Annotated in this window: 23 protein-coding genes; 11 read left to right on the top strand and 12 right to left on the bottom strand. The window is 41.5% G+C overall.

Annotated elements, in window-relative coordinates:
• Nucleotides 1-34: 34 nt before the first annotated feature.
• From FAX86_RS10640 to FAX86_RS10615, 6 genes are read right to left on the bottom strand one after another with little or no spacing between them, the layout of a single operon-like run.
• Entirely contained in the window at nt 35-1,708 is a 1,674-nt protein-coding gene (locus FAX86_RS10640; protein ID WP_144393399.1) for a BatD family protein, read from the bottom strand.
• 12 nt (nt 1,709-1,720) lie between these two features.
• Entirely contained in the window at nt 1,721-3,460 is a 1,740-nt protein-coding gene (locus FAX86_RS10635; RefSeq protein ID WP_144393398.1) for a vWA domain-containing protein, read from the bottom strand.
• Nucleotides 3,460-4,476: a vWA domain-containing protein gene (locus FAX86_RS10630; RefSeq protein ID WP_144393397.1), complete on the bottom strand. Its 1,017-nt coding sequence runs from the start codon at nt 4,474-4,476 to the stop codon at nt 3,460-3,462. The genes FAX86_RS10635 and FAX86_RS10630 overlap by 1 nt, the downstream gene beginning before the upstream one ends.
• Nucleotides 4,469-4,984, bottom strand: coding sequence for a DUF4381 domain-containing protein (locus FAX86_RS10625; protein ID WP_144393396.1), 516 nt, complete (start codon nt 4,982-4,984; stop codon nt 4,469-4,471). The genes FAX86_RS10630 and FAX86_RS10625 overlap by 8 nt, the downstream gene beginning before the upstream one ends.
• On the bottom strand, nt 4,981-5,976 hold the full coding sequence (locus FAX86_RS10620) for a DUF58 domain-containing protein (RefSeq protein ID WP_144393395.1): 996 nt from the start codon (nt 5,974-5,976) through the stop codon (nt 4,981-4,983). Before FAX86_RS10620 ends, FAX86_RS10625 begins: the two co-directional genes overlap by 4 nt.
• Before the next feature lie 21 nt (nt 5,977-5,997).
• Nucleotides 5,998-6,963, bottom strand: a complete 966-nt coding sequence (locus FAX86_RS10615) for an AAA family ATPase (RefSeq protein ID WP_144393394.1) — start codon at nt 6,961-6,963, stop codon at nt 5,998-6,000.
• A gap of 229 nt (nt 6,964-7,192) precedes the next feature.
• Between FAX86_RS10615 and fadI the strand changes: the two genes are divergently transcribed.
• The 8 genes from fadI (at nt 7,193) to FAX86_RS10575 (ending at nt 17,174) form a co-directional block, all read left to right on the top strand.
• Complete coding sequence (fadI, locus tag FAX86_RS10610; protein WP_144393393.1) at nt 7,193-8,575, top strand: acetyl-CoA C-acyltransferase FadI; 1,383 nt, start codon at nt 7,193-7,195, stop codon at nt 8,573-8,575.
• Nucleotides 8,575-10,749 carry a fatty acid oxidation complex subunit alpha FadJ gene (fadJ, locus tag FAX86_RS10605; RefSeq protein WP_144393392.1) on the top strand — a complete coding sequence of 725 codons (2,175 nt, stop codon included), beginning with the start codon at nt 8,575-8,577 and terminating at the stop codon, nt 10,747-10,749. Before fadI ends, fadJ begins: the two co-directional genes overlap by 1 nt.
• Before the next feature lie 222 nt (nt 10,750-10,971).
• Nucleotides 10,972-11,250 (top strand): hypothetical protein, encoded by a 279-nt coding sequence (locus FAX86_RS10600; RefSeq protein ID WP_144393391.1) that lies wholly within the window; start codon nt 10,972-10,974, stop codon nt 11,248-11,250.
• Nucleotides 11,251-11,259: 9 nt separating this feature from the next.
• Nucleotides 11,260-12,534 carry a DUF4147 domain-containing protein gene (locus FAX86_RS10595; RefSeq protein ID WP_144393390.1) on the top strand — a complete coding sequence of 425 codons (1,275 nt, stop codon included), beginning with the start codon at nt 11,260-11,262 and terminating at the stop codon, nt 12,532-12,534.
• A 98-nt stretch (nt 12,535-12,632) separates the two neighbouring features.
• Nucleotides 12,633-13,550, top strand: a complete 918-nt coding sequence (locus FAX86_RS10590; RefSeq protein WP_144393389.1) for an AAA family ATPase — start codon at nt 12,633-12,635, stop codon at nt 13,548-13,550.
• Between the two features lie 8 nt (nt 13,551-13,558).
• Nucleotides 13,559-14,503, top strand: a complete 945-nt coding sequence (locus FAX86_RS10585) for a DUF58 domain-containing protein (RefSeq protein WP_144393388.1) — start codon at nt 13,559-13,561, stop codon at nt 14,501-14,503.
• Between the two features lie 2 nt (nt 14,504-14,505).
• Nucleotides 14,506-16,485 (top strand): transglutaminase TgpA family protein, encoded by a 1,980-nt coding sequence (locus tag FAX86_RS10580; protein ID WP_144393387.1) that lies wholly within the window; start codon nt 14,506-14,508, stop codon nt 16,483-16,485.
• Between the two features lie 80 nt (nt 16,486-16,565).
• Nucleotides 16,566-17,174 (top strand): MiaE family protein, encoded by a 609-nt coding sequence (locus FAX86_RS10575; RefSeq protein WP_144393386.1) that lies wholly within the window; start codon nt 16,566-16,568, stop codon nt 17,172-17,174.
• A 92-nt stretch (nt 17,175-17,266) separates the two neighbouring features.
• Here the strand turns inward: FAX86_RS10575 and FAX86_RS10570 are convergent, their stop codons facing one another.
• Together FAX86_RS10570 and FAX86_RS10565 are read right to left on the bottom strand one after the other, a co-directional pair.
• Nucleotides 17,267-18,025, bottom strand: a complete 759-nt coding sequence (locus FAX86_RS10570) for a UDP-2,3-diacylglucosamine diphosphatase (RefSeq protein WP_205859177.1) — start codon at nt 18,023-18,025, stop codon at nt 17,267-17,269.
• Nucleotides 18,026-18,040: 15 nt separating this feature from the next.
• The gene (locus FAX86_RS10565; RefSeq protein WP_144394024.1) at nt 18,041-18,532 is read right to left on the bottom strand and encodes a peptidylprolyl isomerase; all 492 of its coding nucleotides are present in this window, start codon (nt 18,530-18,532) and stop codon (nt 18,041-18,043) included.
• Nucleotides 18,533-18,686: 154 nt separating this feature from the next.
• Between FAX86_RS10565 and cysS the strand changes: the two genes are divergently transcribed.
• Nucleotides 18,687-20,069 carry a cysteine--tRNA ligase gene (gene cysS, locus FAX86_RS10560; protein WP_144393385.1) on the top strand — a complete coding sequence of 461 codons (1,383 nt, stop codon included), beginning with the start codon at nt 18,687-18,689 and terminating at the stop codon, nt 20,067-20,069.
• A 165-nt stretch (nt 20,070-20,234) separates the two neighbouring features.
• Here cysS and FAX86_RS10555 read toward each other — a convergent pair whose 3' ends face one another.
• The gene (locus tag FAX86_RS10555) at nt 20,235-20,882 is read right to left on the bottom strand and encodes a TorF family putative porin (protein WP_144393384.1); all 648 of its coding nucleotides are present in this window, start codon (nt 20,880-20,882) and stop codon (nt 20,235-20,237) included.
• Between the two features lie 441 nt (nt 20,883-21,323).
• Here FAX86_RS10555 and fabA point away from each other — a divergent pair, with 441 nt between their 5' ends.
• Nucleotides 21,324-21,848 (top strand): bifunctional 3-hydroxydecanoyl-ACP dehydratase/trans-2-decenoyl-ACP isomerase, encoded by a 525-nt coding sequence (fabA, locus tag FAX86_RS10550; RefSeq protein WP_144393383.1) that lies wholly within the window; start codon nt 21,324-21,326, stop codon nt 21,846-21,848.
• 41 nt (nt 21,849-21,889) lie between these two features.
• The gene (gene fabB / locus FAX86_RS10545) at nt 21,890-23,107 is read left to right on the top strand and encodes a beta-ketoacyl-ACP synthase I (protein WP_144393382.1); all 1,218 of its coding nucleotides are present in this window, start codon (nt 21,890-21,892) and stop codon (nt 23,105-23,107) included.
• A 55-nt stretch (nt 23,108-23,162) separates the two neighbouring features.
• Here fabB and FAX86_RS10540 read toward each other — a convergent pair whose 3' ends face one another.
• Genes FAX86_RS10540 through FAX86_RS10530 form a run of 3 tightly spaced genes read right to left on the bottom strand, consistent with a single transcriptional unit; the run spans nt 23,163 to nt 25,357 of the window.
• Entirely contained in the window at nt 23,163-24,332 is a 1,170-nt protein-coding gene (locus FAX86_RS10540; RefSeq protein ID WP_144393381.1) for a tetratricopeptide repeat protein, read from the bottom strand.
• Nucleotides 24,333-24,343: 11 nt separating this feature from the next.
• The gene (locus FAX86_RS10535) at nt 24,344-24,559 is read right to left on the bottom strand and encodes a hypothetical protein (RefSeq protein WP_144393380.1); all 216 of its coding nucleotides are present in this window, start codon (nt 24,557-24,559) and stop codon (nt 24,344-24,346) included.
• Nucleotides 24,560-24,577: 18 nt separating this feature from the next.
• The gene (locus FAX86_RS10530) at nt 24,578-25,357 is read right to left on the bottom strand and encodes an SAM-dependent methyltransferase (RefSeq protein WP_144393379.1); all 780 of its coding nucleotides are present in this window, start codon (nt 25,355-25,357) and stop codon (nt 24,578-24,580) included.
• Between the last annotated feature and the right edge of the window lie 74 nt (nt 25,358-25,431).

Raw genomic sequence — 25,431 nt, 5'->3', positions numbered from 1 at the left:
TACAGCGACACATTCGAATGCTTAGATGAAAGAATTAATTAGATGGGTAAAGTTCGGGTAATGCGTTGTTTGTCTGTTTTTTCGGATTAATCGTTAACTGTTTTTCAATGGATTTTAGCCAGCCTTTGACTTGACCATATTTATCCCAATTACTTTTCGATCCGGCATACAAACTTGCTTCCAGCGACTTTAATCCATCTCGAATATCTGCATCATGAATTTTCGATAGATGCTGGTTAAAGCTCGCAGGGCCATCTATGGTGTTCATCCAGTTTAGCAAGTGCTGATAGAGTTTTGCTGAGTTTTTTGCGTTGATTGCCGCTTCAATCTGGGTTTTCAGATCAATGTTATCGAGTGGATTATAATGGCTTTTTCGTTCCACCAGGTTTCCATTTTTCCGATTGGTCAGCCAAAGTAATAAAGTGGCGATCCATAATATCGCGAACAGTAAAGTAAGCCATACCCAGAGTGGATTTGATGTTCTGCTGGTCGAAATCGAGGGCGTTTCTGCCGTTTCGCTTGTTGGTTCGACGAGCGTATTTACTTGAGGTTCCGGCGAACTTTTTATCTCGGGATTTGGGGTGACTTGAATTGTTTGAGCTTTTAGCTCTGCCGTTTCATATTGATTCGTCTCTGTGTTGTACCAGCGAAACGATATTTTGGGGAGTTGGATAGTGCCGGGTTTTGTCGGAACCACTGCGATACGCTCGACACGTTTGCCGACAATGCCGTCGTTGGTAACGTTCCTCGATTTCTCTGCGGTGTCGGGATACCACTTAACATTCTGTGTTGTCGGTAAATCAAGCTCTGGAAGTTGATTTTCATGTAAACCCACGCCGGTAAGAGTAATGGTCCAGGTGGAGGGTTGTCCCACAATGTGTTGTTTCGAGTTCGACCAACGACTGTCAATAGACACTTTTTTGCTCGGCAACCAAAGTCCAGAGTGACCTTGAGGGTAGGTTTTGACTGATACGGTTTTCGGATCCGTCGATACGCTGACTGGCCGGGTTCGACCGAGTAGCCGACCAAATCCGCCGTTGTTTCTTTGTACTACATCTGCACTAAAAACAATTTCTGGTATTTCAAGTTCACCACTTTTTTGTGGAAAAATTGCGTATTTTCGCTCTAGAACAAAATAACGTTGACCATCAACAGTCGTTTCGTACTGTACATCTTCACCTAGTTTTTCAACTAAGGCATCATTTAAGTTGGGTTCTGTCAGGCTCGCGTATTGCGTTTGAAGTGCGCGATACAATTTGATCGTAAAGACAACTTGTTCTTGAACAAAAACAGAGTCTTTTGAAACGTCAGCTTTAAGCATAATGGCTTCTACTTGTTCATCCGTACTAAAGCTGCTGCTCGATTTTTTTACCGTTAATTGAATGGGAGATGTTTTATTTTGTCCCACTTCAATGGCAGGAATGGTATAGACGCCGGGCTCATCGGCCATGAGTTGAATTTTCCAACCAAGGCGGGTTTTAGAGACACCATTAATAATGGAGGAGCTATGAAATTTGGAGCTCCCTAGTACATTAAGTTCTTTGGGAAATAAAGATAAGTCAGGTGTATTGTTAGTGTACTCATCCAGCTCAACAGTTAATGTAAACGTTTCATTCGTATGAATGTCTTGACGGTCTATAAAGGCTTTAATGCCTGCCGACACTTGTGAGCTGACCAATAGTAAGAACGCGACGATGACTGACTTCATATTAAGCACCAATTACCATACCTTTTTTCTGTAGCGATTTTCTCGACCACGTTTTTTATATTCACGATACATTTTTCTTCGCAGTAAGCCGCCAGGATCATCGGGAATTTTTCTAAGCCATTGCTCAAGTGCTTGATCCTTTTCTTGCTCTTCACGGTTATCTTCTAAATCCATTTCTTGCTGCTGTTGCTTTTGTTGTTCGCTGTTTTGTTCCTGGTTTTCTTGCTGTTGCTGCTGCTCTTGTTGTTCTTGCTCTTGCTCGTCCTGCTCACTTTCACTATTTTGCTGATCTTGTTGATTCTGATTTTGATCTTGGTTTTCTTGTTGGTCTTGATTCTCTTGCGAATCTTGTTGTTGTTTTTGTTGTTCTTTTAGTTTTTCCAACAGTTCTTTATTAAACTGAGCGTCTTCCATATCGGGATTCTTCTTGAGTGCTTGTTCATAAGCGTCAATGGCCTCATCAAATTTCTGTTGATGAGCTAATGCGTTGCCCTTGTTGTACAGAGACGTAGCATCGTCCTCAGAGGAAAATAATGTTTCGGCTTGTTCATAGTTTCCAGCTTTGTAATGGGCACTGCCTTTCCAATCTTTATTTTTAAATAGTTGTGCAGCTTTCTCTGCTTGTTCTTTCTGCAGTGCTCGCTGGGCTTGTTGATCTTTAGTTAACCAAAGGTCGTCCCAGAAGCTGGCATGACTTTTAGGCGGTAGCACCATAATCATTGCCAGTACCGCTAAGCCTGGTAATTGTGCATTCTTTCGGAAGAGGAACAGGCAGAGTATTAGCAATGGAATAATCAACCAGTAACCTTGGTCCAGTCGATCTTTAACGGTTTCATCTTGACTCTCAACATCTTTATCAATGGCACTCGCACTTTTGTTTAAAAGGCGCTGAATATCCTGATTGTCGGGAGTGATGGAGGTAATGACCGTTGGATGTTGGTTAGCGATTTCTTGAAGTGGCGCCATGTTTAACGTTGGCATCACAATCTCACCATTATCTTTCTTCAAAAACCCCTGATCGTTGGGTAACGGTATTGGCGCACCGTCTTTTGTTGCGACGGTTAATACCGATAATGAGTAACTGGTGCCATTAATTTCATCTAAAATCATTTCGACATCCATGTCTTCAATACCATCTGTAATCCAGATGATTTGACCGTCTTGCTTTCCGGCATTGTCGAGTAGTTCTTTCGCTTTGGCGAAGGCGAGATAAGGCTCACTGCCTAGAACGGGCATGATTCCAGTCGATAACACTGGAACCATTGTTTCAATCGTTTTGGCATCGCTGGTTAGCGGACTGATCACAAAGGCATCGCCTGCGTACACTATCAGTGCTAATTCACCTTCGTTGTTGGCATTGAGCAAGTCGGTTAGTTTGTGTTTGGCACGAGTCAGTCGAGAAGGTTTAATGTCAACGGCGTCCATCGACAATGACAAATCGAGAATAATAACTCGAGCATCACCAGAACGATAGACAGGAACGGGCTGCCGATCAAAACTTGGACCTGCCAGAGCAATAATGCCGACGGCAAGACCTAAAATCAAACCGATTAAGGGAAGTAAACTTCGACTGGTTTCGCCTTGTTGTAATAAAAATTTTAATAAGTGTTCGTCGATAGCTTTTTGCCACTGACCGCGATTTTTAACGCTTCGCCAGCCAAGCAGTAACACGGGAATTAAAAGTAATAATAGATAAAGCGCCCACGGGCGGATCCAGGTTAAGGTGTCGAATTGATTCATTAACCATTCCATCAGCTAATTCTCCTAACCATGATCATTTGATTCATCAAGTTCAGTAAAAATGCTAATGCATAAATGATTAAAGCAGCACTAAGTGGTAAATAATATAGCTCTTTAACTGGACGATAAATTTCGCCTTCCTCTTCGATAGGCTCAAGTTTGTCGAGCTCCGCATAAATGGTTTTTAACTCTTGTGTGTCTCGTGCACGAAAGTATTGCCCTCCGGTCATTTGCGCAATTGCTGTTAAAGTGTCTTCATCCAGCTCCTCGGATGGATTAACAACACGTTGACCGAACAATAAATCGTTAACAATCATTTTATCGGCGCCAACTCCAATGGTATACACTTTAATTCCAGCATGCTTTGCTAACTTTGCCGCTTCTATTGGTTCAAGAGCTCCCGCATTGTTTTGACCATCGGTTAGTAAAATTAATACACGATTTTCTGAAGGGCGTTCTTTCAAGCGCTTTACGGCGAGACCTATGCCATCACCAATGGCTGTTTTTGAGGCGCCGGCCAAGCCAATGTCCGACTCCATTAACATATGGCGAATGGTCATCAGGTCAAACGTTAATGGTGTTTGTAAATACGCATTTTCTCCAAATAAAATTAGGCCAAGGCGATCACCATCACGCTTCTTAATAAAGTCCGATAAGATGTCTTTGACCACTTCCAGTCGAGTCGCTCTTTGACCATTTAAACTCAGGTCTTTGGCTTCCATGCTACCGGAAATATCAATACTTATCATAAGATCGCGCCCGGAAGCTGGTAACTCAATGGGTTCGCCAATCCACTGTGGACGCGCCATGGCAATAATCAAAGCGATCCAGATTAGAATGGCTAATAGTAAATGCCAAAGTTTTCCTCTCGAAGCAGACCCTTCTTGGGAAGATAATCGTCGCCATCGAGAAAACAAGCTGGTGCGCAATGCGGCCGACTGTTGGTCTGCGGCATTGGGTAATAAAACGTACATGAGTAAAGGCAATGGCAGTAACCAAAGTAGAAAAGGCCAGGCAAACTCAAACATGCTCGGCCTCCTTTGGTAAGGATTGAGTTTTATCCAGAGCGATAATGAGTTGCTGTAAATCTTGCAAAAATAAATGCCATTGATCGTTAGTGATAGAAACTTCTGGCGCGTATTGAGCTGTGTGCATCAGTTCAATAGAAGGCGAATTTAATGTCAATTGTTGTGCTTTTGACAATTGTTGTGCGAGCGTATGCAGAGGCAAACTGGCGACTTGCTCTTTAGCAAATTTTGACAAGGCAGATCGTCGTAAAAGGTGCAGTGCCTCAACTAAGAACTGTTTTTCAGGTGGTTTCGTTTTTAATTGCTCAATGGCTTGTTTTGCTTGTTTTATAGCAGGCTTATCTTGAACGCGTTTGATAATCCATCGCGTTAAAAAGAAAAGAGTAATAATTATTAATACCGCTAGAATCCACCAACCCGGTGCTAACGGCCACCAGCTTATAGGATCCGGTGTGTGAATATCTTTCAGTTGTGCGAGAGGATCGACGCTTTGTGCCGGCTGATTCATACTCGACCTCGCGATGAGCTCAAACCATTATTTGTAAGCAGTTGCCCTAGACTGTCTTCGGTATTTACTAGACTCCAACGCATACGGTTTTTCATACTTAAATTTTTTAAATAGGAAGCTCGCTGTTCGAATTGTTCATGAAAGTTTTTTCTAAAACTGCGTGACTGAGTGTTGAAGGCGACTCGTTGCTTACCATTGGTGATGGTATAGTTTCCCGAAGGAGGAAGATCTTTTTCAAGAGGATCGCTCAGTTGCAGTAAACTGATCTCATTGTGTTGACTGAGACGCAGTAAATGATTTTCACAGTCGTTATCAAATTGAGTAAAGTCACTCAGGATAAAAATTAGGCTGCCAGGGCGGGCCAACTTTCGAGTTCTTTTTAAGGTTTGGCTCAGACCGCTGTCACCGGGCAATTCGCTGCTGGGAGATACATATAAGCGTTCAATCTGTTGATTGTGATTTTCGACAATTTTATTCAGCACTCTTAAGCAGTTTTTACGTGTGCTCGCCGGTTTATTTTCGAAATGTTCGAATTCATCAAAAATCAGTGCACCGAATCGGTTTCCATCGGCCAGTGACTTCCACATAATTATCGAAGCTAGTTTGGCAGCGAGAACACTTTTAAATTGTTGCCGGGAACCGAACATCATGCTGGCTGATTGATCCAGAATGACAAAAACAGGGCGCTCGCGCTCTTCACGATATATTTTTGTGTGAGCTTCTCCTGTTCGAGCCGTTACTCGCCAATCGATAGATCGAATGTCGTCACCCATTTGATAAAGGCGAGCTTCATCAAAGTCCATGCCACGACCTTTAAAATGCGAAATAAAACCTCCCAATAAATGGGTTTTTACTTTCTGCTGGGTGGGTAATTCCAGATTGTCAGCAAATCGTTTTGACTCAAGAAGTTCTTCCAGAGCCAGCTCGATTCCCACCTGATGTTGGTGCTTTAAAGGTGGTTTTGAAGGATTGCTGTGACGCCAGTGCTTCATAATAATGTTAAGCCTTTGTCGTTAAGCAACAGGAACCACTTGAATGAGTCGTTCGATAACATCGTCAGAGGTTACACCTTCTGCTTCGGCTTCATAAGAAAGCAGAACGCGGTGTCTTAACACTTCGTGAGCGATACTTTGAACATTATCGGGTGTGACAAAATCGCTGCCTTCTAGCCATGCTTTAGCGCGGGCACAGCGATCGAGAGAAATGGTCGCTCGTGGACTACCACCAAAATCGATCCAGCGTGAGAGTTGCTCGTCGAACTTTTCTGGCGTACGCGTCGCCATAACTAATTGCACTATGTACTGTTCAACTTCTTCAGCCATATAAATATCCAGAACTTGATCGCGTGCGGCAAATAGAGCCTCTTGGGTAAGTTCTGCGTCGGGAGCATTTAAAGTCGCGTCGTGATGCGATTCTGCACGAGACAATTTTAATATTTCTAATTCAGCATCGGCACTGGGATAGTCAACGAGTACATGCATCAAAAAGCGGTCGAGTTGTGCTTCTGGTAAAGGATAAGTTCCTTCTTGCTCGATGGGATTTTGCGTCGCCATAACCATGAAAATGTCGGGCAGCGGATAGCTGTGTCCGCCGACCGTAATTTGTCGTTCAGCCATTGCTTCGAGTAGGGCCGATTGCACTTTGGCTGGCGCGCGATTTATCTCATCGGCGAGAATTAAATTATGGAAAATAGGGCCTTTTTGAAATTCAAAGGTGCCTGTTTGTGGTCGAAAAATATCGGTACCCGTTAAATCAGCCGGTAATAAATCTGGGGTAAATTGTATGCGGTGGAAATCACCCTCGACGCCGCGAGCAAGCTCTTTTATTGCTCGAGTTTTCGCCAGGCCGGGTGCACCTTCGACTAAAAGATGACCATCTGCCAATAAGGCGACTAGTATTTTTTCCACTAGATCGGTCTGACCGACGATTCGTTGTTCGAGGAATGATTTTAATTGTTGAATTTCGTTTTTTACTTCCATCGTCTAACTTCTTGCACCTTAAGCATTAATGGGGTGTATGTTGTATCGGATTGGACAACAAAATTCCAGTTTTATTCAGAATAGAATTTGTTGAGTTTGCAACAAATTGCGACAACCAATAATTTTAGCAATCAAAACAGTCAATTTAAACACTTGTTTGAAAGTCGAATTAAAATGGAGTAGAGTCTAAACTCAAGGCAAACCGAAATAATTGTTGAGATAATAAATCATGTCGAGCGAAATTGAAGATACAAAGCCGGCTGAAGAAGAATCAGTCAAACCGAAAGCCAAAGCAAAACCTAAAGCGAAAAAAGCAACTCGGAAAGCATCAAAGGGTGACCGAGTAGCGATAGTCAAAGGGCTGCGTACACCATTTGCCCGTCAGTTAACTCATTATCGTGGGATGAACGCGGTAGATCTGGGTAAGCTTGTTGTTAACGAATTAATGGCGCAAACTGAAATTGATCCGAATTTGATTGAGCAATTGGTTTACGGTCAAGTAATTACCATGCCTGATGCGCCTAACATTGCCCGTGAAATTGTTTTGGGAACAGGCATGAATGTGAATACCGATGCTTATTCGGTAACTCGAGCCTGTGCTACCAGTTTTCAATCGGCAGTTAATGTAGCTGAATCAATCATGGCGGGCACCGTATCTGTTGCCATTGCCGGCGGTGCTGATTCATCATCCGTCGTGCCAATTGGCGTTTCTCGAAAGCTCGGTCAAATCTTAATGGATTTGGGTAAAGCAAAAACTATGGGTCAACGGCTGAAACTAATTTCAAAAATTCGTCCGAAAGATTTAATGCCGGTTCCTCCTGCGATTAAAGAGTACTCTACAGGGTTAACCATGGGTGACAACGCCGAGCAAATGGCGCGTGATCATGGCATTACTCGAGAAGAACAAGATGAATTGGCGCATCGTTCGCATACTTTGGCTGCGCAAGCCTGGAATGATGGTAAGTTAGATGATGAAGTGATGACGGCTTTTGTTCCACCCTACAAAAAAGGGATGCGTATCGATAACAACATTCGTTTTGATTCTAAGTTAGAAGGTTATGCGAAATTAAGACCTTGTTTCGACAGAAAGCACGGCACTTTAACCGCGGCAAACAGTACGCCATTAACCGATGGTGCTGCAGCACTTCTGATGATGAGTGAGTCACGTGCGAAAGAACTCGGTTATGAAGTGTTGGGTTATATTAAAAGCTATGGTTTCTCTGCCATTGATGCGACTAGGGATATGTTGATGGGGCCTTCCTATGCGACTCCGATTGCGCTTGATCGAGCCGGTATGAAACTGAGCGATCTCGATCTAATTGAAATGCACGAAGCTTTTGCAGCGCAAACTTTGTGCAACGTAAAAGCATTTGCGTCTAAAGAGTTTGCTAAAGAAAAACTCAATCGCAGTGCGGCGATTGGTGAAATCGATATGGATAAGTTTAACGTTCTGGGTGGTAGCTTGGCCTATGGTCATCCATTTGCTGCAACAGGCGCGCGTTTAATCACGCAGATGTTAAATGAATTAAAACGACGCGGTGGTGGAACTGCGTTAACGACTGCTTGTGCTGCAGGAGGACTTGGCGCGGCAATGATTCTGGAGGTTGAATAATGAGTAACAATAAGAGTGCGTTCCAGTTTCAAACAAACGATCAGCAAATTGGCATCATTACCATTGATGTTCCCGGCGATACGCAAAATACGCTCAAAAAAGAATTTGTTGATGAAATTGCAACTTTGTTAAATGAAATTGAAAATCAAAATGTGGTTGGTTTGATCATCACTTCCGGTAAGCCAGGAAGTTTTGTTGCTGGCGCAGATATTTCAATGTTAGAAGCGGTTACCAGCGAAAATGAGGCTGCAGAGTTATCCAAAGCGGGGCAGGATATTTTTAATCGTTTAGAGCAGTTAAATATACCGACGGTTGCAGCGATTGATGGTGCTTGTTTAGGCGGTGGATTGGAACTCGCAATGGCATGTCATCAGCGTGTGTGTACCGATAACCCAAAAACAAAACTTGGACTGCCTGAAGTTCAGTTAGGCGTCTTGCCAGGTAGTGGTGGCACGCAGCGTATGCCACGACTGACCGGAATAGCGACGGCCTTAGATTTGATGTTAACAGGCAAGCAATTGAATGCACGTCGCGCTAAAAAAGCCGGACTTGTTAATGAAATTGTGCCAGTGGCTAACTTGATGAAAGCCGCCGAGAAACGTGTATTGGCAATGTCAAAAGCCGGTCGTTGGTCAAAGTCGTGTGACGATCGTCCGATGAACTGGAAAAACGCAATGAACGCATCTGGCGCGCAAGAGCTTGCGCTAGAAAGTAATAGTTTTGGTCGAAAAATAATTTTTGATAAAGCCCGCAAAACGGTTCAAGGAAAAACCAAAGGCAATTATCCAGCCCCATTGAAAATCATTGAATGTATTGAAATGGGCGCTGAGCATGGTTTTGAAAAAGGCCTGGAAGTTGAAGCGCGTTATTTCGGTGAGTTGGTGATGACGCCGGTTGCCAAACAGTTGATGGGGATCTTTTTCGCGACGACGGAAATGAAAAAAGATTCTGGTGTCGATGGTTCAGCCGCGGTGAAAGATATTTCACGAGTTGGTGTTTTAGGCGGCGGCTTGATGGGTGCGGGGATAGCCTCGGTTACCGTCGAAAAAGCGGGCATTCCTGTGCGTCTTAAGGATGTATCGATGGAAGGCGTTAACAATGCCATGAAGTACAACTGGAGTATCCTGAAGAAAAAACTGAAGCGTAAACAGTATTCGAAAATTGAAGCGGCTAAAGTTCAATCGATGTTAACCGGCGGAGTTGATTATACTGGCTTTAAAGGTGTTGATATGGTGATTGAAGCCGTATTTGAAGATTTGGATTTGAAACATCAAATGGTCAAAGAGGTTGAAACCCATTGTTCGGATAACACCATTTTTGCGACCAATACATCGTCCATTCCGATTGCTGAAATTACAAAAGCCAGCTCACGTCCAGAACAAGTGATTGGACTGCATTATTTTTCTCCCGTAGAAAAAATGCCGCTACTGGAAATTATTAAAACTGATAAAACAAGTGATGATGTTATTGCTACTTGTGTGGAGTTTGGTAAAAAGCAAGGCAAGACAGTCATCGTCGTAAATGACGGTGCTGGATTTTACGTCAATCGAATTTTAGCGCCCTATATGAATGAAGCTGCTTATCTTTTATCAGAAGGCGTTGGTGTTGATCTCATCGATAAAGCTTTGGTCAAAACTGGATTTCCGGTGGGACCAATGACATTGTTAGATGAAGTCGGTATTGATGTAGCGACTAAAGTTTCTCCCATTCTTGAAAATGCATTTGGCAGTCGTATGACACCGCCAAAAATGTTCGATAAGTTGAAAAATGATGACCGTAAAGGTCGTAAAAATGGAAAGGGGTTCTATCAATACGGTGGTAAGAAGGGTGAAAAACTGGTTGATGAAAGTGTGTACAAACTCTTGGGGGTTAAGCCCGGAACTCGTATTCCAGAAGATGACATCGTTGAGCGCTGTGTTTTGATGATGGTTAACGAGGCTGCTCGTTGTTTGGATGAAGGAATTATCCGAAGTGCTCGTGACGGTGATATCGGTGCCGTATTTGGTATCGGTTTTCCTCCATTTCTTGGTGGACCATTCCGATATATGGATGAAAAAAGTGTGAAAACGATTGTCGAACGGTTGAAATACTATCAAGACAAATGTGGTGAACGTTTTGAACCGGCACCTGTTTTGGTTAGCATGGCAGAAAACGAAAAAGCGTATTACGAATAAATTTTCATCAATTTACTGTTAATACATAAAAAACCAAGGCTTAATGCCTTGGTTTTTTTATTAATCCTTGGTTAGCCTAAGGGCATTAATAGAGTTTTTATTCATTTTCATTCTATATGGTAGCTTCAGGTCTTATCTTAGTTTAAAAGTATGTTCAATTAAGCTACTATTTCGACTAATGGGAATAATATTCTAATTCAGTAGACCACAAATGCTAAACGTATGATGCAAAGGATTTTCTGGATAATTGTCGTTTTACAGGCATTATTAGTTTTAAGCTATGCAATAGAGTGGCCCAAGAGCCATTGGGCTTGGCTTTCTGGTATTGCTGTGTACGCAATTTCGTGTTTTAGCCTTATGTGGATTGGTTTGGATATTGCGAAGAGAGATAAGCTTTACTATTTATTCACGGTTGCTAATGTCAGTTTTAATTGGATTGTGTTTGGTACCGTTGGAGTTTTGCTTTCTTCCATGTTAAACGTTCTTAACTTTTCACATTGATCTTTTTCATTGTCTCTCCTGGTAAAAGAATCTTTAATTACAGAAATTCACACGGTACTCGTTAACAATGATGCACGGGAACTGGTTAAAGAGTACCTGTTAATTCACCCCAATATTTTTCATAATGAATGCTTTAACGTGATTGCTATTGGCAAAGCTGCTGTTTCGATGTATTTCGGATTGCAAAGTTTGGCGGCGAGAATTGATAAAGCGCTGATTATTTTTCCAGAAGGTTACTCTTTGGATATTGAGCGTAAGCTTGATAACGATTGGAAAGCAATTGCAAATTCATTACCCGTTCCAAAGTTAATAGTGTCAAGTCACCCTGTTCCTGATAAACGTTCTTTAATCGCAGGCAAAAAGCTTGTGCAATTTATCCAATCACAACCGACACCAAAAAATTGGCTCATCCTTATGTCCGGTGGATCCTCTGCATTGGTGGAAGTTTTAAAAGAGCAACATGGTCTGACAGAAATTTTTCGTCTGAATGAATTAATGTTGCGCCATGCGCTGCCAATTGAAGTCATGAATGATCTTCGAAAACGGTTTTCGAAGATCAAAAATGGTGGATTGCTCAATTACTTTCCTGAAAACTCGTCATTACTTCAGTTAATGTTATCGGATGTTGCTGGAGATGATCCGAGTCTGGTTGGTTCAGGATTATTGTTTCCAAAGCCCATCAATTTGAAAACTGATTTGCTGCCTAATGAAGTTTTAAAATGTCTAACGAACGTGCAACTTAACAGAAAAGAGGATGAAGCATCCGAAAGATTATTGTGTCAGTCTCAATGCATTGGTAACAGTTTACAGCTTTGCGAAGCGATAGCAGGAATGTTTAAACTCAATGGGCATACCGAAATCAATATTGTGGAGATCGATGAGAGTGTAGCCAGTTATGTCGGACGCATTCACTCACTGATCAAAAAGTCAGTCAAAGGCGTGTATTTATTTCATGGTGAGACGTATCTAGATTTGCCCGAGGATACTGGAATAGGAGGTAGAAATTTACACTCGGCTTTGCTCGTCGCACAAATCATTCGCAACTATTCAAAGCCGATTCAATTTGTGACCATTGCCTCCGATGGTTTTGACGGTAACTCAGGCGCTGCGGGCGCTTATGTCGATAATCAAACTTGGCAAAAACTTATTGATAAGGGTTGTGACCCGGTACTACTTTTAACGGAATTTAACAGCTATACTGGGTTGGAAGCTATTGATTCGATTATAGATTGGGCTCCGGGGCGAACAAATGTCAGAGATATTGGTATTTTGCTGATTGAGTAGTTGCTGAATGAGTACTGGTCGTCGAACGAATTGAGTTGCGATATCTGAGAATTATAAATTTATCGATAAAATTTCACAATTCAAAACCGTGAGTTACTATGCGAGATAAGATTCAATCGATACAAGCCACATTAAATAAAGTTATTCTGGGTAAAGAATCACAAGTTGAGTTAGCCGTTATTTGCCTGTTGGCAAAAGGGCATATTTTAATTGAAGATTTACCTGGAATGGGGAAGACAACCTTAGCCCATGCGATCTCGAGAGTGTTTGGATTGGAGTTTCAACGCATTCAATTTACATCCGATCTTCTCCCCGCTGATATTACTGGCTCGGCGATTTACGATAAAAATACTCAGGCATTTACGTTTCATCCAGGGCCCATTTTTTCGCAAGTGGTATTAGCTGACGAAATTAATCGTGCAACCCCTAAATCACAAAGTGCGCTGCTTGAGGCGATGGAAGAGCATCAAGTAACCATTGAGGGAGAAACACGGAATTTACCGGAACCTTTTTTCGTTATTGCAACGCAAAATCCATCTCATCAATTGGGAACCTACCCTTTGCCCGAGTCCCAGCTCGATCGATTTTTATTACGCTTGTCTTTAGGGTATCCGCATCCGGAAATTGAAAAGTCCTTGTTATTGAACGGTGAAAACCGAAGTTTTGCTAACACCGTGCAAGCTCAAATGGCACCAGAAGAATTGGTTTCTATTCAGTCTACGATTAAAAATATTCCTCTTAGCGATAGTGTGGCCGATTATCTTCTAAAATTGGTTGTGCAAACGCGACAGTCTCCGGAGTTGGTGCATGGTGTTTCGCCACGTGCCGGTTTAGCGTTATCGCAAGCGTCAAAAGCACACGCTTGGCTACAAAGTCGAGATTATGTAATTCCAGAAGATGTGCAACGGGTATTTGTGCCGGTTGTTGGGCATCGTCTCATGACATCTGGGAGCAGTCAGCTGGATGGAAATGATGTTGCAGAAAGTATTTTACAGAACACAGCCGTACCACATTAAGCTATTTCATGAGCATTAAAAATGCATTTCTCAATAAAATTGAAGTTTGGCAGAAAGCGCGTGCTCCGCGTGCGAATACCATCGCATTAAATCAGAAAAATACTTACATATTTCCAACCCGATACGGTTTTTTATTGCTGCTGACTGTTATTTTGATGGGAGTCGGTGCAACAAATTACCAAAATAATTTAATCTTTGTCGCTACTTTTTTATCCATGACTATTGGGTTATTGGCAATTCTTCTAACCTATAATAATTTAGTGGGTTTAACGATTGCTTGTCATCCTCCCAAACCTGCTTTTTGTCATGAGAACTTGCGATTGTCACTCACGGTATATTCAAAAAAAGAGCACTACGCAATTGGTGTTGGTTTTAAAGGACAGAACATACAAACTTTGGATATAGAGTCTGAATCTGAAAATCGTCAGGAAATTAGTTTGCCGTGTCAACGAAGAGGCGAGTTCTTGTTGCCGAAAGTTCAATGCAAAACCTATTATCCGTTTGGCTTTCTACAGGCTTGGAGTTGGTTGTTTTTTGACACTCACTATATTGTTTATCCGACGCCCATTGAGCCAGACAGTTACAATGCAAATAATGCAGGACGCGGTAGCGAAAATGAAGAGATGGTTCGAGTAGGAACAGAAGATTACTACGGGTTAAAGACTTACCAGAAAGGTGACTCTTTGTCGCGCATTCATTGGAAAAGTTTTGCCAGTGGTAAAGGATTACAAACAAAGCAATTTGTTGATTATCAATCCAACCCTTACATTTTTGATTTTGATGCATTTGAAACAAGAGATACTGAAAAAAGGCTATCGTATCTTTGTTATTTGTGTTTACAAGCGAATAAAGATAATAGTGTATTTGGATTGCAGTTGCCGGGGCAAATGATAGAGCCTGAACAAGGCGACGAGCATTTGCATCGTTGTTTAACGGCGCTAGCTAAATTGTAATTATGTTAATCTTACCTGAAAGCCAACGTATTATTCACGCGCCTACCAAATTGCGGCTGGTCGTTATTCAGTTGTTAGTGTTGGCGCCGCTATATTTATTTATTCCTCTCATAGCCAGTTTAATTTCTTTAGCTCCTTTGCTTTGGGTCTTTTATTGTTCTTACCGCAACTACTCGCCAAAACTCAATCGTTGGGTATTGTCTGCAATCAGTATCGGAGCGGCCATTTATGTCTTTGTACAATTTGGAACTTTTCGAGGTAAAGAAGCTGGCGTCTCACTCATCGTAGTGATGTACAGTTTGAAAATTCTTGAGTCGGAAAAATATCGAGACCTAAATTTACTCATCACGTTAGGTTTTTTTGTTCACTCAATGGTGTTTTTATTCACCGAGTCATTTTTTGTTTTGGGTTATATGTTTTTTGCCTATGGCATGATTGTTTATCATTTGATGATTTTTAATTCGGTATCGGCCAAACGCGTTTCTTGGAAGCCCAGTGTTAAGTTATTGGCGTATGCCTTGCCTATTGTCATTGTGTTTTTCCTATTTTTTCCACGTTTACCTGGTCCTTTATGGCGAATGCCCAATCAGTCACTAGCTGGCTCTGGCTTTTCTGACATGATGACGCCGGGTGATATTAATTCTTTAAATCTTTTGGATGAACCAGCGTTTCGTGTTCGTTTTGATAAACCTCCCCCGCAATCTATTCAATTTTATTGGCGAGGGTTAGTATTTGAAAAGTTTGATGGGTTGAGTTGGAGCGTTAGTAATTTAACACGGAAACAGCCGTTGGATTTTCAAATGAAATCCGATAATTTATTAACTTATAGTGTTTCGCTTGAGCCAACGCAGCAACGCTGGTTGTTTGCATTAAATGCACCGGTGGAGTTTTCGGAAGCTGCCACGCTATTGGGTGATATGACGTTGACTTCGCAAACGCGAATTACTGACCGAGTAAGATATCAGGTTACCAGTGCACCAAATGTTCAATACGGATTTAATCTTCCGGATATTGTTCGCCAAGTCAATTTAGCGATTCCAAAAGACAGTAATCCGCTTTCGGTACAATGGGCGAGAGAACAATATACGCGTTTCAATTCAGATAAAGGTTTTATCGACTTTCTCTTACAACGAATTAATACCGAACCTTATTACTACACTTTGACTCCGCCGATTATGCGCGAAAATATGGTCGATGATTTTTGGTTTGAGAAGCAGTCGGGATTTTGTGAGCATTATGCGAGCAGTGTGACACTGATGTTGAGAGCTGTTGGCATCCCAGCGCGGATTGTTGTTGGCTATCAAGGCGGTCGGTACAATCAAGTTGGTGATTATTTTTTAATATCGCAAAAAGATGCTCATGCCTGGTTGGAATATTGGAGTCAAGGTAACGGCTGGACACGAATAGATCCGACGGCAGCGATTGATCCTTCTCGTATCGACGAATCTCTATTACAAGAAGTTGAAAGTCGAGGATTTTTATTTGATGCTTTGCCTGAAGCCATGAAATTAGAGATTGGCACGTTTGACCTACTTGAGCAGTGGGTCGATAGTGTGAATAGCTTTTGGCAAGAGTGGGTGCTTGATTTTAATCAATCCCGGCAATGGGATTTTATGAGCTTTTTGTATTTAGATAAAATTCCTCGACCCTATTTATACTTAATCGTTCTGACGGTCATCGGGTTCCTGTTTTACTATATAGCGCGAAAATTTCGTGGTGAAACTCAAAAGTTGGATAAGGTGGGTGAGGCTTATCTACGTTTTCTTAGAAAGCTCGCGCGCGAAAAGTTTGAAAAGAAACCGTCGGAAGGTTGTTTAAGTTTTGTCCATCGAGTATTAGAAACTCGCCCAGAATGGCGTGATAAATTAATGCCTATCGTCCGAGATTACCATGCGTTACGTTATCGCGAGAGTTTGGGAACCGAAGGTGTTGTCTACGACCGCTTTAAACGAAATGTTAGCCATTTGAAGTTGGATTCTTAAAAGAGCGCCAGAGCAGACGAGTTAACCCTTTTGGACCAAAGGGATTTCGAGTTATAATCAACCTTTTTGCCTGAAGACTTATGGATATTTCTCCCGTTCACGACTTTTTAAAATGTCAGACCCCTGATGCTTGGCTGCAGCACGCTGTTAATGACTTACCGACTTTAATGATTGATCATGCTCGCTGTGAGAAAAAGGCTGCATCTACAGCTTTAAGCTTAATGTTTAAGTTTCCTGAGCGACAATCTTTATTGCACAAATTATCCCGGCTCGCTCGTGAAGAATTGCGTCATTTTGAGCAGGTGTTTGAATTAATGAGGGAGCGAAACATTGAATATCAGCATTTGTCGGCATCGCGTTACGCGGCGAAACTGCGTGAACCCGTAAAACTCGGCGAAGAGCGCGCACTCATTGATGTATTGATTATTGGAGCTTACATTGAGGCTCGTTCTTGTGAGCGATTTGCTGCTTTAGCCCCGGTTATCGAGCCAATTGATCCAATATTAGCGAAATACTACCGTTTCTTATTAAAATCAGAAAGTCGTCACTTTTTAGATTATCTGGCGTTAGCACGAGAGTATTCAAAAGAACCGATCGAAGAGCGAGTCGAATTTTTTGGTGAGTTAGAAGCAGAGTTAATTGAGTCACCTGATACTGTTTTTCGATTTCACAGCGGTGTTCCTGCGTAAGCTCTTTAATGGTTGACAGGCTCAATAATTTGACTCGAAAAGATCACTTTATTAGGGCCTGTTATTTGTCTCGGAAACTTATGAACGAAGAGTTATTTCTTGTGTACTGAACAGCCAGTGACTTCAGTATCTTCAAAGCGACCATGCTCATCAAATCGGAATGACTTTAACGCACCATTTTTAAACTCTAAGAACTGACCTTGTTTTCCCCAGTCACTTAATACAATTCGATATTGTTGATGTTTGACATGCGTTGCGGGCCGATGCGTATGACCATGAATCATAAAGTCAACGTTAAATTTTTTAAAGGTTTCATCAACAGCTTGCTGGTTAACATCCATAATGTCATTGGATTTATCCGTTGTCGCTTCTTTGCTTTGTTGGCGATATCCATTGGCAATGGCTAGTCGTTTTTCGATGGGTAGATTCAAAAACTCTGTTTGCCATTTATCCGTTCTAACTTCGTCTCGGAAATTTTGATAGGCAACATCATCAGTACACAATGTATCGCCATGACATAAAAGTATCGGCGTTTCTTCAAGGTCAACAACTGAGTAATCACTGAGTAAGGATATGCGTGCACTTTTTGCAAAACGCTCACCCACTAGAAAATCTCGGTTACCATGGCAAAAATATATCTTTGTCGACTTTGATAACTCGGAGAGTGAATTGGTTATTTCAATTAACCATTCAGGGAGGTAATCATCGCCAATCCATACTTCGAATAAATCGCCGAGTATATAGAGTTCATTCGCTTCGGGCGCATAATGTTTCAAGTATCGATCAAACATCCGCAAGAGATGCGGATGTTCTTCTGATAAATGCAGATCTGAAATGAAATGTTTAATCATGATGACTAATCTGCGTTACAGCAGTTCCACGGATTCTATGATCACTTCTTCTTTAGGGACATCGCCATGACCTCCAATATTTCCTGTCTCCACACCTTTAATCTGGTTGACAACTTCCATTCCTGAGGAAACTTTAGCGAATACACAGTAGCCCCAACCTTGTGGTGTTTCACTTTTAAAATCGAGAAAGTCGTTGTCTTTTACATTGATGAAAAATTGGCTAGTTGCTGAATGTGGATCCATGGTGCGCGCCATAGCCACAGTGCCAACTTTATTTGAGATGCCATTATTGGCTTCATTATCGACGGGATCTTTGGTGTCTTTCTGGATCATTCCTGGCTCAAATCCTCCGCCCTGGATCATAAAACCATCGATGACACGGTGAAAAATAGTGTTGTTATAGTGGCCTGACTTAACATATTCCTTGAAGTTTTTAACTGTCTTCGGCGCTTTTTCTTCAAAAAGCTCGAGCTTGATGTCACCCATATTGGTATGAATAATAACCATTTGAAAATCCTCTGAGGTTGTTTGCGGTAAATTATGCCATAAATTGACAAGACGTTGACTCATAGATGCGTTTATTATGGGGAGGATCTTCGAAAAAACTATGCAAGGCAGTATAATCTGCGGTTCAAATCAAGTTTTAAGGATATTGACGTTTATGCTACACGTTTACAATAATTTAACTCGCCAGAAAGAGGCCTTTAAACCCATCACCGAAGGAAAGGTGGGAATGTACGTGTGTGGCATCACAATTTACGATTATTGTCATGTGGGACACGGTCGAACGTACGTTGCATTTGATATTATTGCCCGCTACTTCGAATACCTAGGTTATAAAGTCACCTATGTTCGAAATGTTACCGATATCGATGACAAAATTATTCATCGAGCCAATGAAAACGAGGAACCTTTTGAGGCGGTCACTGAGCGCTATGAGCGTTTGATGCACGAAGATTTTGACGCGCTTGGTTTACGACAACCTGATTTGGAGCCTCATGCAACCCAATCAATGCCTGAGATTATCGACATCATTCAAACGTTGATCGACAAGGGCTTTGCTTATGAAGGGCAGCATGGAGATGTTTATTATTCGGTATCCAAGTTTGATAGTTATGGAAAACTGAGTAAACAACATGTCGAAGACTTGCGTTCGGGAGAGCGTGTCGAAGTTGCTGAAGATAAAAAAGACCCTCTTGATTTTGTACTTTGGAAACCGGCTAAACCAAATGAACCTTCATGGGATTCTCCTTGGGGAAAAGGGCGACCTGGTTGGCATATTGAATGTTCTGCCATGAGTAAACAGTGCCTGGGTGACCAATTTGATATTCATGGTGGTGGATCCGATTTACAGTTTCCTCATCATGAAAATGAAATCGCTCAATCTGAAGCTGCAAACGGTTGTCAATTTGTTAATTACTGGATGCACTCCGGGATGGTTCAGGTTGATGAAGAAAAAATGTCGAAGTCATTAGGCAACTTTTTTACCATTCGTGAGGTGCTTAAAGTTTTTCGAGCCGAGTCGGTACGATTTTTCTTGATGTCGAGTCACTATCGAAGCCAGTTGAATTACACCGAAGAAAATTTAAAAGCAGCGGATGCCAGCTTGGAGCGGTTGTATCTTGCACTTCGAGATACCTCTCCAGAAAAAGGTTCACTAATCGCTTCTTATGATGAAAAATTTAGAGTTGCGATGGATGATGATTTTAATACGCCTGAAGCCATGGCACTACTATTTGAAGTAGCTCGAGAATTGAATCGTGCTAAGAAGGAGCAAGACGACTCTGTTCATGACTTTGCTGCAACTCTTAAAATATTAGGAAATGCTCTGGGCTTATTAGATCAATCTCCTGTTGAGTTTTTGCAGTCTTCTTCATCTAGCTCTTCGGTTGATGTTGAAAGAATCGAATCGTTAATTGAGGAACGTAATCAGGCGCGTAAAGATAAAAACTTTGCCAGAAGTGATGAAATTCGAGATTTGCTATTGTCTGAAGGAATCGTTTTGGAAGACTCTCGAGACGGCACAACTTGGCGACAAGAATAAAGTGCCTGTTAACCAGTAATAGACGTGCAATTTGTTGTAAAAAAGAAAGCCCGATAAACATCGGGCTTTTTACTGGACGCTATTTTTCATCCTTGGATGAGTCGCACAAATAATTACGCCAGTATAAAAATTTTCGAGCGCTTTATTTAATTAAGTTTCTTCATTTTATAAATCAAATGATTTCGAAATTGTAAAAATTAGTGCTTCGCTTTCTGTTGGATTATCTGAGCTGTCGAGTTGATCGGATAATTCCTCGGAACTTAGTATCAAAGCTATCGAAGTATCGAAACCTCCTATCTCAGTTCCGTATCCAAACTCGAAGTAATCGCCATCTGCTTCATCACCGAAGGAGCCGTAAGTGCCATAAAACCCCTCATGTTCAACAGTTATTTGAAGAAAGTCATAGTCATCATCGATATCCGTTCCACCGTCCCAAGTGCCAACAGAGTAACCAATAGAAATGAATTTATAACTCAAGCCTAAATTTATTTCTTCGTAGGTATCATCAAATTCTCCAGTATAGTAATAACCTGTAAAGCCTACTGATGCCGAGAAATCTTTCGCGAATTCAAATTCGTATCCGCCATAAACGTCCGTCTCTAGTCCGTCACCAACATCTGCTCCCCATACGCCAGCGTAAAAACCGCTTTGCGAAAAATCAATCCCCGCACTGGCAGACGATTCTGCTTGGTAAATACCACGAAAATAGTATTCCGATGTGTATCCGAGATTGGTAGAAATTTCTGCGCATGTTAGTGTTGAGGCTAGTGAAACGCTTGTTATGAGAAGTAGTTTTTTTGATGTTGTTAGCATGGCTCATCCCCTTTTATTTTTTTCTGTCAAAGTCGCTAGCGAAGTCGATGTTTTTGTTTTTTAAAACTTCGACGAACTAAAACGCAATCAGAAAACGTGCCAACTTAATTGATGCTTTTAGACAGAGATAATGGCTGACAGGAGTGTGGCTGGAGTGTTTGTTGGTATGTTTTGGTGCAGTCCATGCTTTTGGTTATGATAGTTATAGTCAACTGCACTCTTATGCGACTTGTTAATGAAAGCAAATTTCGTTTTATGTTTGACACATAACAAGGGTAGAATCGGAGAAAGTAACGGTAGTATACAAGTAATAAATGTTAGACAAGTTATTAAGAGTCGATTGCGATTCAAGGTCATACCAGTTTAGACTGCTCAGGTAGGCATAATACGCGCTCTGAAGCTGTTTTAATCAGGTTAAACGTTAATCAATAAAGGTATTACATGCTCATTACCAGTCAGTATTCCCGCGAAGATTTAATTACCTGCGGTAAAGGAGAGCTTGTTGGTCCGGCAGGAAACACGGTTTCTCGATTGCCTCTTCCCAATATGCTTATGATGGATCGAATCTCAACAATTAGTAATCAAGGTGGAGCACATGACTTGGGCTATATTGATGCTGAACTCGATATTCGACCTGATTTGTGGTTTTTTGAATGCCATTTTGAGAGAGACCCGGTAATGCCCGGATGTTTGGGTGTCGATGCCATGTGGCAGCTTTCCGGCTTTTTCCTATCTTGGCTGGGAGAGTCTGGTAAAGGCAGAGCACTTGGATCTGGAGAAATTAAATTTTTTGGGCAAATTTTGCCCGACGCCAAAAAAGTAAATTACCGAATTGATGTTAAGCGACTTATTCGTCGCAAATTAAAAATGATTATTGCGGATGGTTCGGTATCTGTTGATGGCAAAGAAATTTACACCGCAAAAGATTTGCGGGTTGGTTTATTTGACTCAACCGAATCATTTTAATCGTTTAATCTAAAAATTGTTCTAACCAGTCAGGGTTTTATATGAAACGAGTAGTCATCACAGGTATGGGAATTGTCTCCTGTCTTGGAAATAATGTTGATGAGGTTACTGCTTCTTTGAAAGCGGGAAAATCAGGAATAAAGTTTAAAGAGCTCTACAAAGAAAAGGGGTTACGCAGTCATCTTGCGGGCAGACCCGAGCTGGACATTAAAGACCACATCGATCGAAAAGTCGTGCGCTTTATGGCAGATGCATCCGGATATGCCTACATTTCGATGCAACAAGCGATTGAAGATGCCGGTTTATCTGATGAGCTTGTGTCTAACGTACGCACCGGACTTATTACGGGATCTGGTGGCGGTTCTCAGAAAACTCAAGTTGAAGCCGTAGAAACCTGTGAAACCCGCGGAGTTAAACGAGTGGGGCCTTATGCTGTACCGAAAACAATGGCGAGTACAACGTCAGCTTGTTTAGCAACGCCTTTTAAAATTAAAGGTATTAATTATACGATTTCATCGGCGTGCGCAACGAGCGCGCATTGTATCGGTAATGCGTTTGAGCAAATCGCGATGGGAAAACAAGATATCATGTTTGCTGGTGGCGGCGAGGAAGAAGACTGGCGTTTAACACTGTTGTTTGATGCGATGGGCGCATTGTCATCGAAATACAACGATTCACCAGAGACGGCTTCTCGACCTTACGATGCGACACGTGATGGCTTTGTTATCTCTTCTGGCGGTGGCATTCTCGTTTTAGAAGAGTTGGAGCACGCAAAAGCACGCGGTGCAAAAATTTATGCTGAGCTTGTCGGTTATGGTGCAACTTCCGATGGGTACGACATGGTCGCGCCATCAGGTGAAGGCGCCGTTCGTTGCATGCAACAAGCTATGGCAACGATAAACGGTAAAATTGATTATGTGAACACGCACGGTACAAGTACTCCGGTAGGTGATGTCGCGGAGTTGAAAGCCTTAAAAGAAGTGTTCGGTAATGATATGCCTAAAATTTCGTCGACAAAATCTTTAGCGGGTCATTCGCTCGGTGCAACTGGTGTTCATGAGGCTATCTACAGTTTAATTATGATGAAGGATGGTTTTATTGCTGGTTCAGCAAATATCAATGAACTGGATCCTGAGGCTGAGGGATTTCCCGTTGTTACCACTGCGGAAGAGGGGCTTGAGATAAATCGTGTCTTAAGCAACAGCTTTGGTTTCGGTGGAACTAATGCCTGTTTGGTTTTCGAGAAGTATCAAGATTAGTTGGTAATTCTGCTTTTTAAATGTAGACATTGCATTTATCAATTGAAAAAGGCCGCTAAGTAGCGGCCTTTTTTGTGGAGTCGAATTTCCTGTAATAAATGAGAGTTGTGATTAAAAAGAATGCGGCAAAAAAGGCGAATAGAACGACCAAAGTTATTAACAAACTTACGGTTTCGCTATAGTTTGCAATCAGCTGATCTTTTTGATTTTGAATCGATTTTAAAGCGTCTTTTTGTTCTTTCACCTGCTTTTCGATAGCTAAAACCTTGCTGTATTGTCGTGATTTTATTGACTCAATTTCGTCTTCGATTTCTTTTTGATTTTTCAGTGCAAACGCAGCAGCCTTAAAGTTTTCAACTGCTTCATTGGCTCGATGTAATAAGCTGTAGGCTTGAATGATGAGGGAGCGACGCTGCACGTTTTGAAAATAGTCTAAAGCTTCGTTGGTATGCTGAATCGCTTGATCGGGTAGGTTTTGTGCGAGATAGATTTCTGCTTTCTCTAAATAACTACCATATAAAAGTTCGTCCGATTGATTTTCTTGCGCTAGCGCAATGGCTTTATCAATCATTTGTAGTGCGTTTTCAGTATCTCCAGAACGACGATAAATTTCTGATAATTGTCGATACAAATAATTAAGGTAGTTTTTATTTCCTTCTTCTTCTAATGGCCTAATTAGAGATTTGTATTGACTGATCGCGTTATCGAATTCTTGATTTCTTCCCAGATCATATGCAAGGTTGACTTTCAACCAAATAAAATCATCTTCAAAATCAGTCCCTTTAACTAATGAAAGTGCCTTCATATCCATTTCAATGGCCGTATCAAAATCCAAAAGCTCACTGTAAATTGATGAAATATTACTGATCACCTGAGCTTGCATTTGAATATCGTTTAATGATTGGTAAATCATTAAGGCTTGCTCATAATAACGTAGCGATGCTTGAAAATCGGCAAGGTAGTAAAAACTATTACCAATCGTTCGAACGGCTCGCGCTATTTCTTCTTGATTATTTTGATAAATGGCTTCTTCTCTCGCGCTAAAGGCATTCTTATAAGCATTGACATAATCACCAAGTTCCAAAAACGATTGTGCTTTGTCATTTAATTCACTGATGCCAGACGCCGGCATTGGGTTGGACCATACGGTAATACTCGATAATAACAAGAAACAAACTGTTGTTATATTTCGAAACAACAGTTTGCTTTTCTCAAATGCTGACATATTTTTTTTCATTAGGTTAGTTTGATTATTTTTTGAATCGAACCCTTATCACCACTTAATTGTAATGCCGCTTCGATACCTTGAGTGTCTTCATTTTTCAGTAATGATTTTTCGTCGTCGGTTAATTCAAATTTTGACATCACCGAATCAGGGTCTTGTTTGTATTGACTTTCTAACTCGGGATTGCTGCTTAACTCATTTAGAATATTTAACAGGTTGTTAGACATGATGTGCTCCAAGTGATGTTATTGTAATTGCCGCCATTGATTGACAAAATCATTGTCAGGCTCGGGCGATGTTGTTGCTGGTATATATAACGTGGAAATATCATTAATTGATAATTCAGATAATTGACTTAAGGGTACGGACTCTGCTCTGTGGCGAAAACCAGGCAGTGTCGCGGCTTCGTAAAGGGTGACGCAATGATCAGAAGGGTAAAAAAGTTCTAATTTATTTTGTAGCATGGCCATTCCGTCGGATGCTGGTTTTATTTGCGTACTGAATGACAAATCGCCAACGACACCAAGTTGCCAAATAATAAGGGGAGAAGATGTATTGATCGCCAGTTTATTGAGCAAGAAAAACGTTGCTTCGTAACTTTGGCAACCGACAGAGCCGGGATCAATCCCCAAATCTGAAAAAAGACAATCTTCAGCTGAAATACCGGGCAGCATTTGACAATCAATTTTGCGTTCTTGTGAAAGTTTCATTAGGTCGTGAGAAGGCGTAACAAATACGCCTGGATGGCCGTAAAAAATTGCGACGACTCTCAATTCTTTTTCGATTTCCTGCATGACTCGGTCAACCATTAATTGATAAGCATCTCGGCGATGAGTGGTTTGTTGATAGCAGTCGGTCAGAGAAATTAAATTTTTATTAAGAGATTTAAGATAACCAGTTGAGAGGGCGTCGGGCGTAATGTAGAAGACACAATCGGCATTTTTGATGTGATTGATTGCTTCCTGAGTAATGTGTTTCGGAGTGATCATCCCTGTTCCGACAATCACTAAACGGCCTTTAGACATACCTGTGTTAGCCTGTTCTTATTCTTTCGTAAGATGCTACCACCAACTCTGTTTAAAAATCCAGAGTTAACGCG

The sequence above is a fragment of the Pleionea sediminis genome (assembly GCF_007570825.1).
Taxonomy (GTDB): domain Bacteria; phylum Pseudomonadota; class Gammaproteobacteria; order Enterobacterales; family Kangiellaceae; genus Pleionea; species Pleionea sediminis.
This window is presented reverse-complemented; position numbering and strand designations above follow the sequence as displayed.

What these genes read in the sequence shown, in the direction of transcription:
- FAX86_RS10640 (WP_144393399.1), bottom strand. Translation starts at nt 1,708, where the DNA reads ATGAAGTCAGTCATCGTCGCGTTCTTACTATTGGTCAGCTCACAAGTG.
- FAX86_RS10615 (WP_144393394.1), bottom strand. Translation starts at nt 6,963, where the DNA reads ATGGAAGTAAAAAACGAAATTCAACAATTAAAATCATTCCTCGAACAA.
- FAX86_RS10585 (WP_144393388.1), top strand. Translation starts at nt 13,559, where the DNA reads ATGAGCATTAAAAATGCATTTCTCAATAAAATTGAAGTTTGGCAGAAA.
- FAX86_RS10535 (WP_144393380.1), bottom strand. Translation starts at nt 24,559, where the DNA reads ATGTCTAACAACCTGTTAAATATTCTAAATGAGTTAAGCAGCAATCCC.
- FAX86_RS10590 (WP_144393389.1), top strand. Translation starts at nt 12,633, where the DNA reads ATGCGAGATAAGATTCAATCGATACAAGCCACATTAAATAAAGTTATT.
- FAX86_RS10580 (WP_144393387.1), top strand. Translation starts at nt 14,506, where the DNA reads ATGTTAATCTTACCTGAAAGCCAACGTATTATTCACGCGCCTACCAAA.
- FAX86_RS10530 (WP_144393379.1), bottom strand. Translation starts at nt 25,357, where the DNA reads ATGTCTAAAGGCCGTTTAGTGATTGTCGGAACAGGGATGATCACTCCG.
- FAX86_RS10570 (WP_205859177.1), bottom strand. Translation starts at nt 18,025, where the DNA reads ATGATTAAACATTTCATTTCAGATCTGCATTTATCAGAAGAACATCCG.
- fadI (WP_144393393.1), top strand. Translation starts at nt 7,193, where the DNA reads ATGTCGAGCGAAATTGAAGATACAAAGCCGGCTGAAGAAGAATCAGTC.
- cysS (WP_144393385.1), top strand. Translation starts at nt 18,687, where the DNA reads ATGCTACACGTTTACAATAATTTAACTCGCCAGAAAGAGGCCTTTAAA.
- FAX86_RS10635 (WP_144393398.1), bottom strand. Translation starts at nt 3,460, where the DNA reads ATGGAATGGTTAATGAATCAATTCGACACCTTAACCTGGATCCGCCCG.
- FAX86_RS10600 (WP_144393391.1), top strand. Translation starts at nt 10,972, where the DNA reads ATGATGCAAAGGATTTTCTGGATAATTGTCGTTTTACAGGCATTATTA.
- FAX86_RS10630 (WP_144393397.1), bottom strand. Translation starts at nt 4,476, where the DNA reads ATGTTTGAGTTTGCCTGGCCTTTTCTACTTTGGTTACTGCCATTGCCT.
- FAX86_RS10555 (WP_144393384.1), bottom strand. Translation starts at nt 20,882, where the DNA reads ATGCTAACAACATCAAAAAAACTACTTCTCATAACAAGCGTTTCACTA.
- FAX86_RS10625 (WP_144393396.1), bottom strand. Translation starts at nt 4,984, where the DNA reads ATGAATCAGCCGGCACAAAGCGTCGATCCTCTCGCACAACTGAAAGAT.
- fabB (WP_144393382.1), top strand. Translation starts at nt 21,890, where the DNA reads ATGAAACGAGTAGTCATCACAGGTATGGGAATTGTCTCCTGTCTTGGA.
- fabA (WP_144393383.1), top strand. Translation starts at nt 21,324, where the DNA reads ATGCTCATTACCAGTCAGTATTCCCGCGAAGATTTAATTACCTGCGGT.
- FAX86_RS10565 (WP_144394024.1), bottom strand. Translation starts at nt 18,532, where the DNA reads ATGGTTATTATTCATACCAATATGGGTGACATCAAGCTCGAGCTTTTT.
- fadJ (WP_144393392.1), top strand. Translation starts at nt 8,575, where the DNA reads ATGAGTAACAATAAGAGTGCGTTCCAGTTTCAAACAAACGATCAGCAA.
- FAX86_RS10620 (WP_144393395.1), bottom strand. Translation starts at nt 5,976, where the DNA reads ATGAAGCACTGGCGTCACAGCAATCCTTCAAAACCACCTTTAAAGCAC.
- FAX86_RS10540 (WP_144393381.1), bottom strand. Translation starts at nt 24,332, where the DNA reads ATGTCAGCATTTGAGAAAAGCAAACTGTTGTTTCGAAATATAACAACA.
- FAX86_RS10575 (WP_144393386.1), top strand. Translation starts at nt 16,566, where the DNA reads ATGGATATTTCTCCCGTTCACGACTTTTTAAAATGTCAGACCCCTGAT.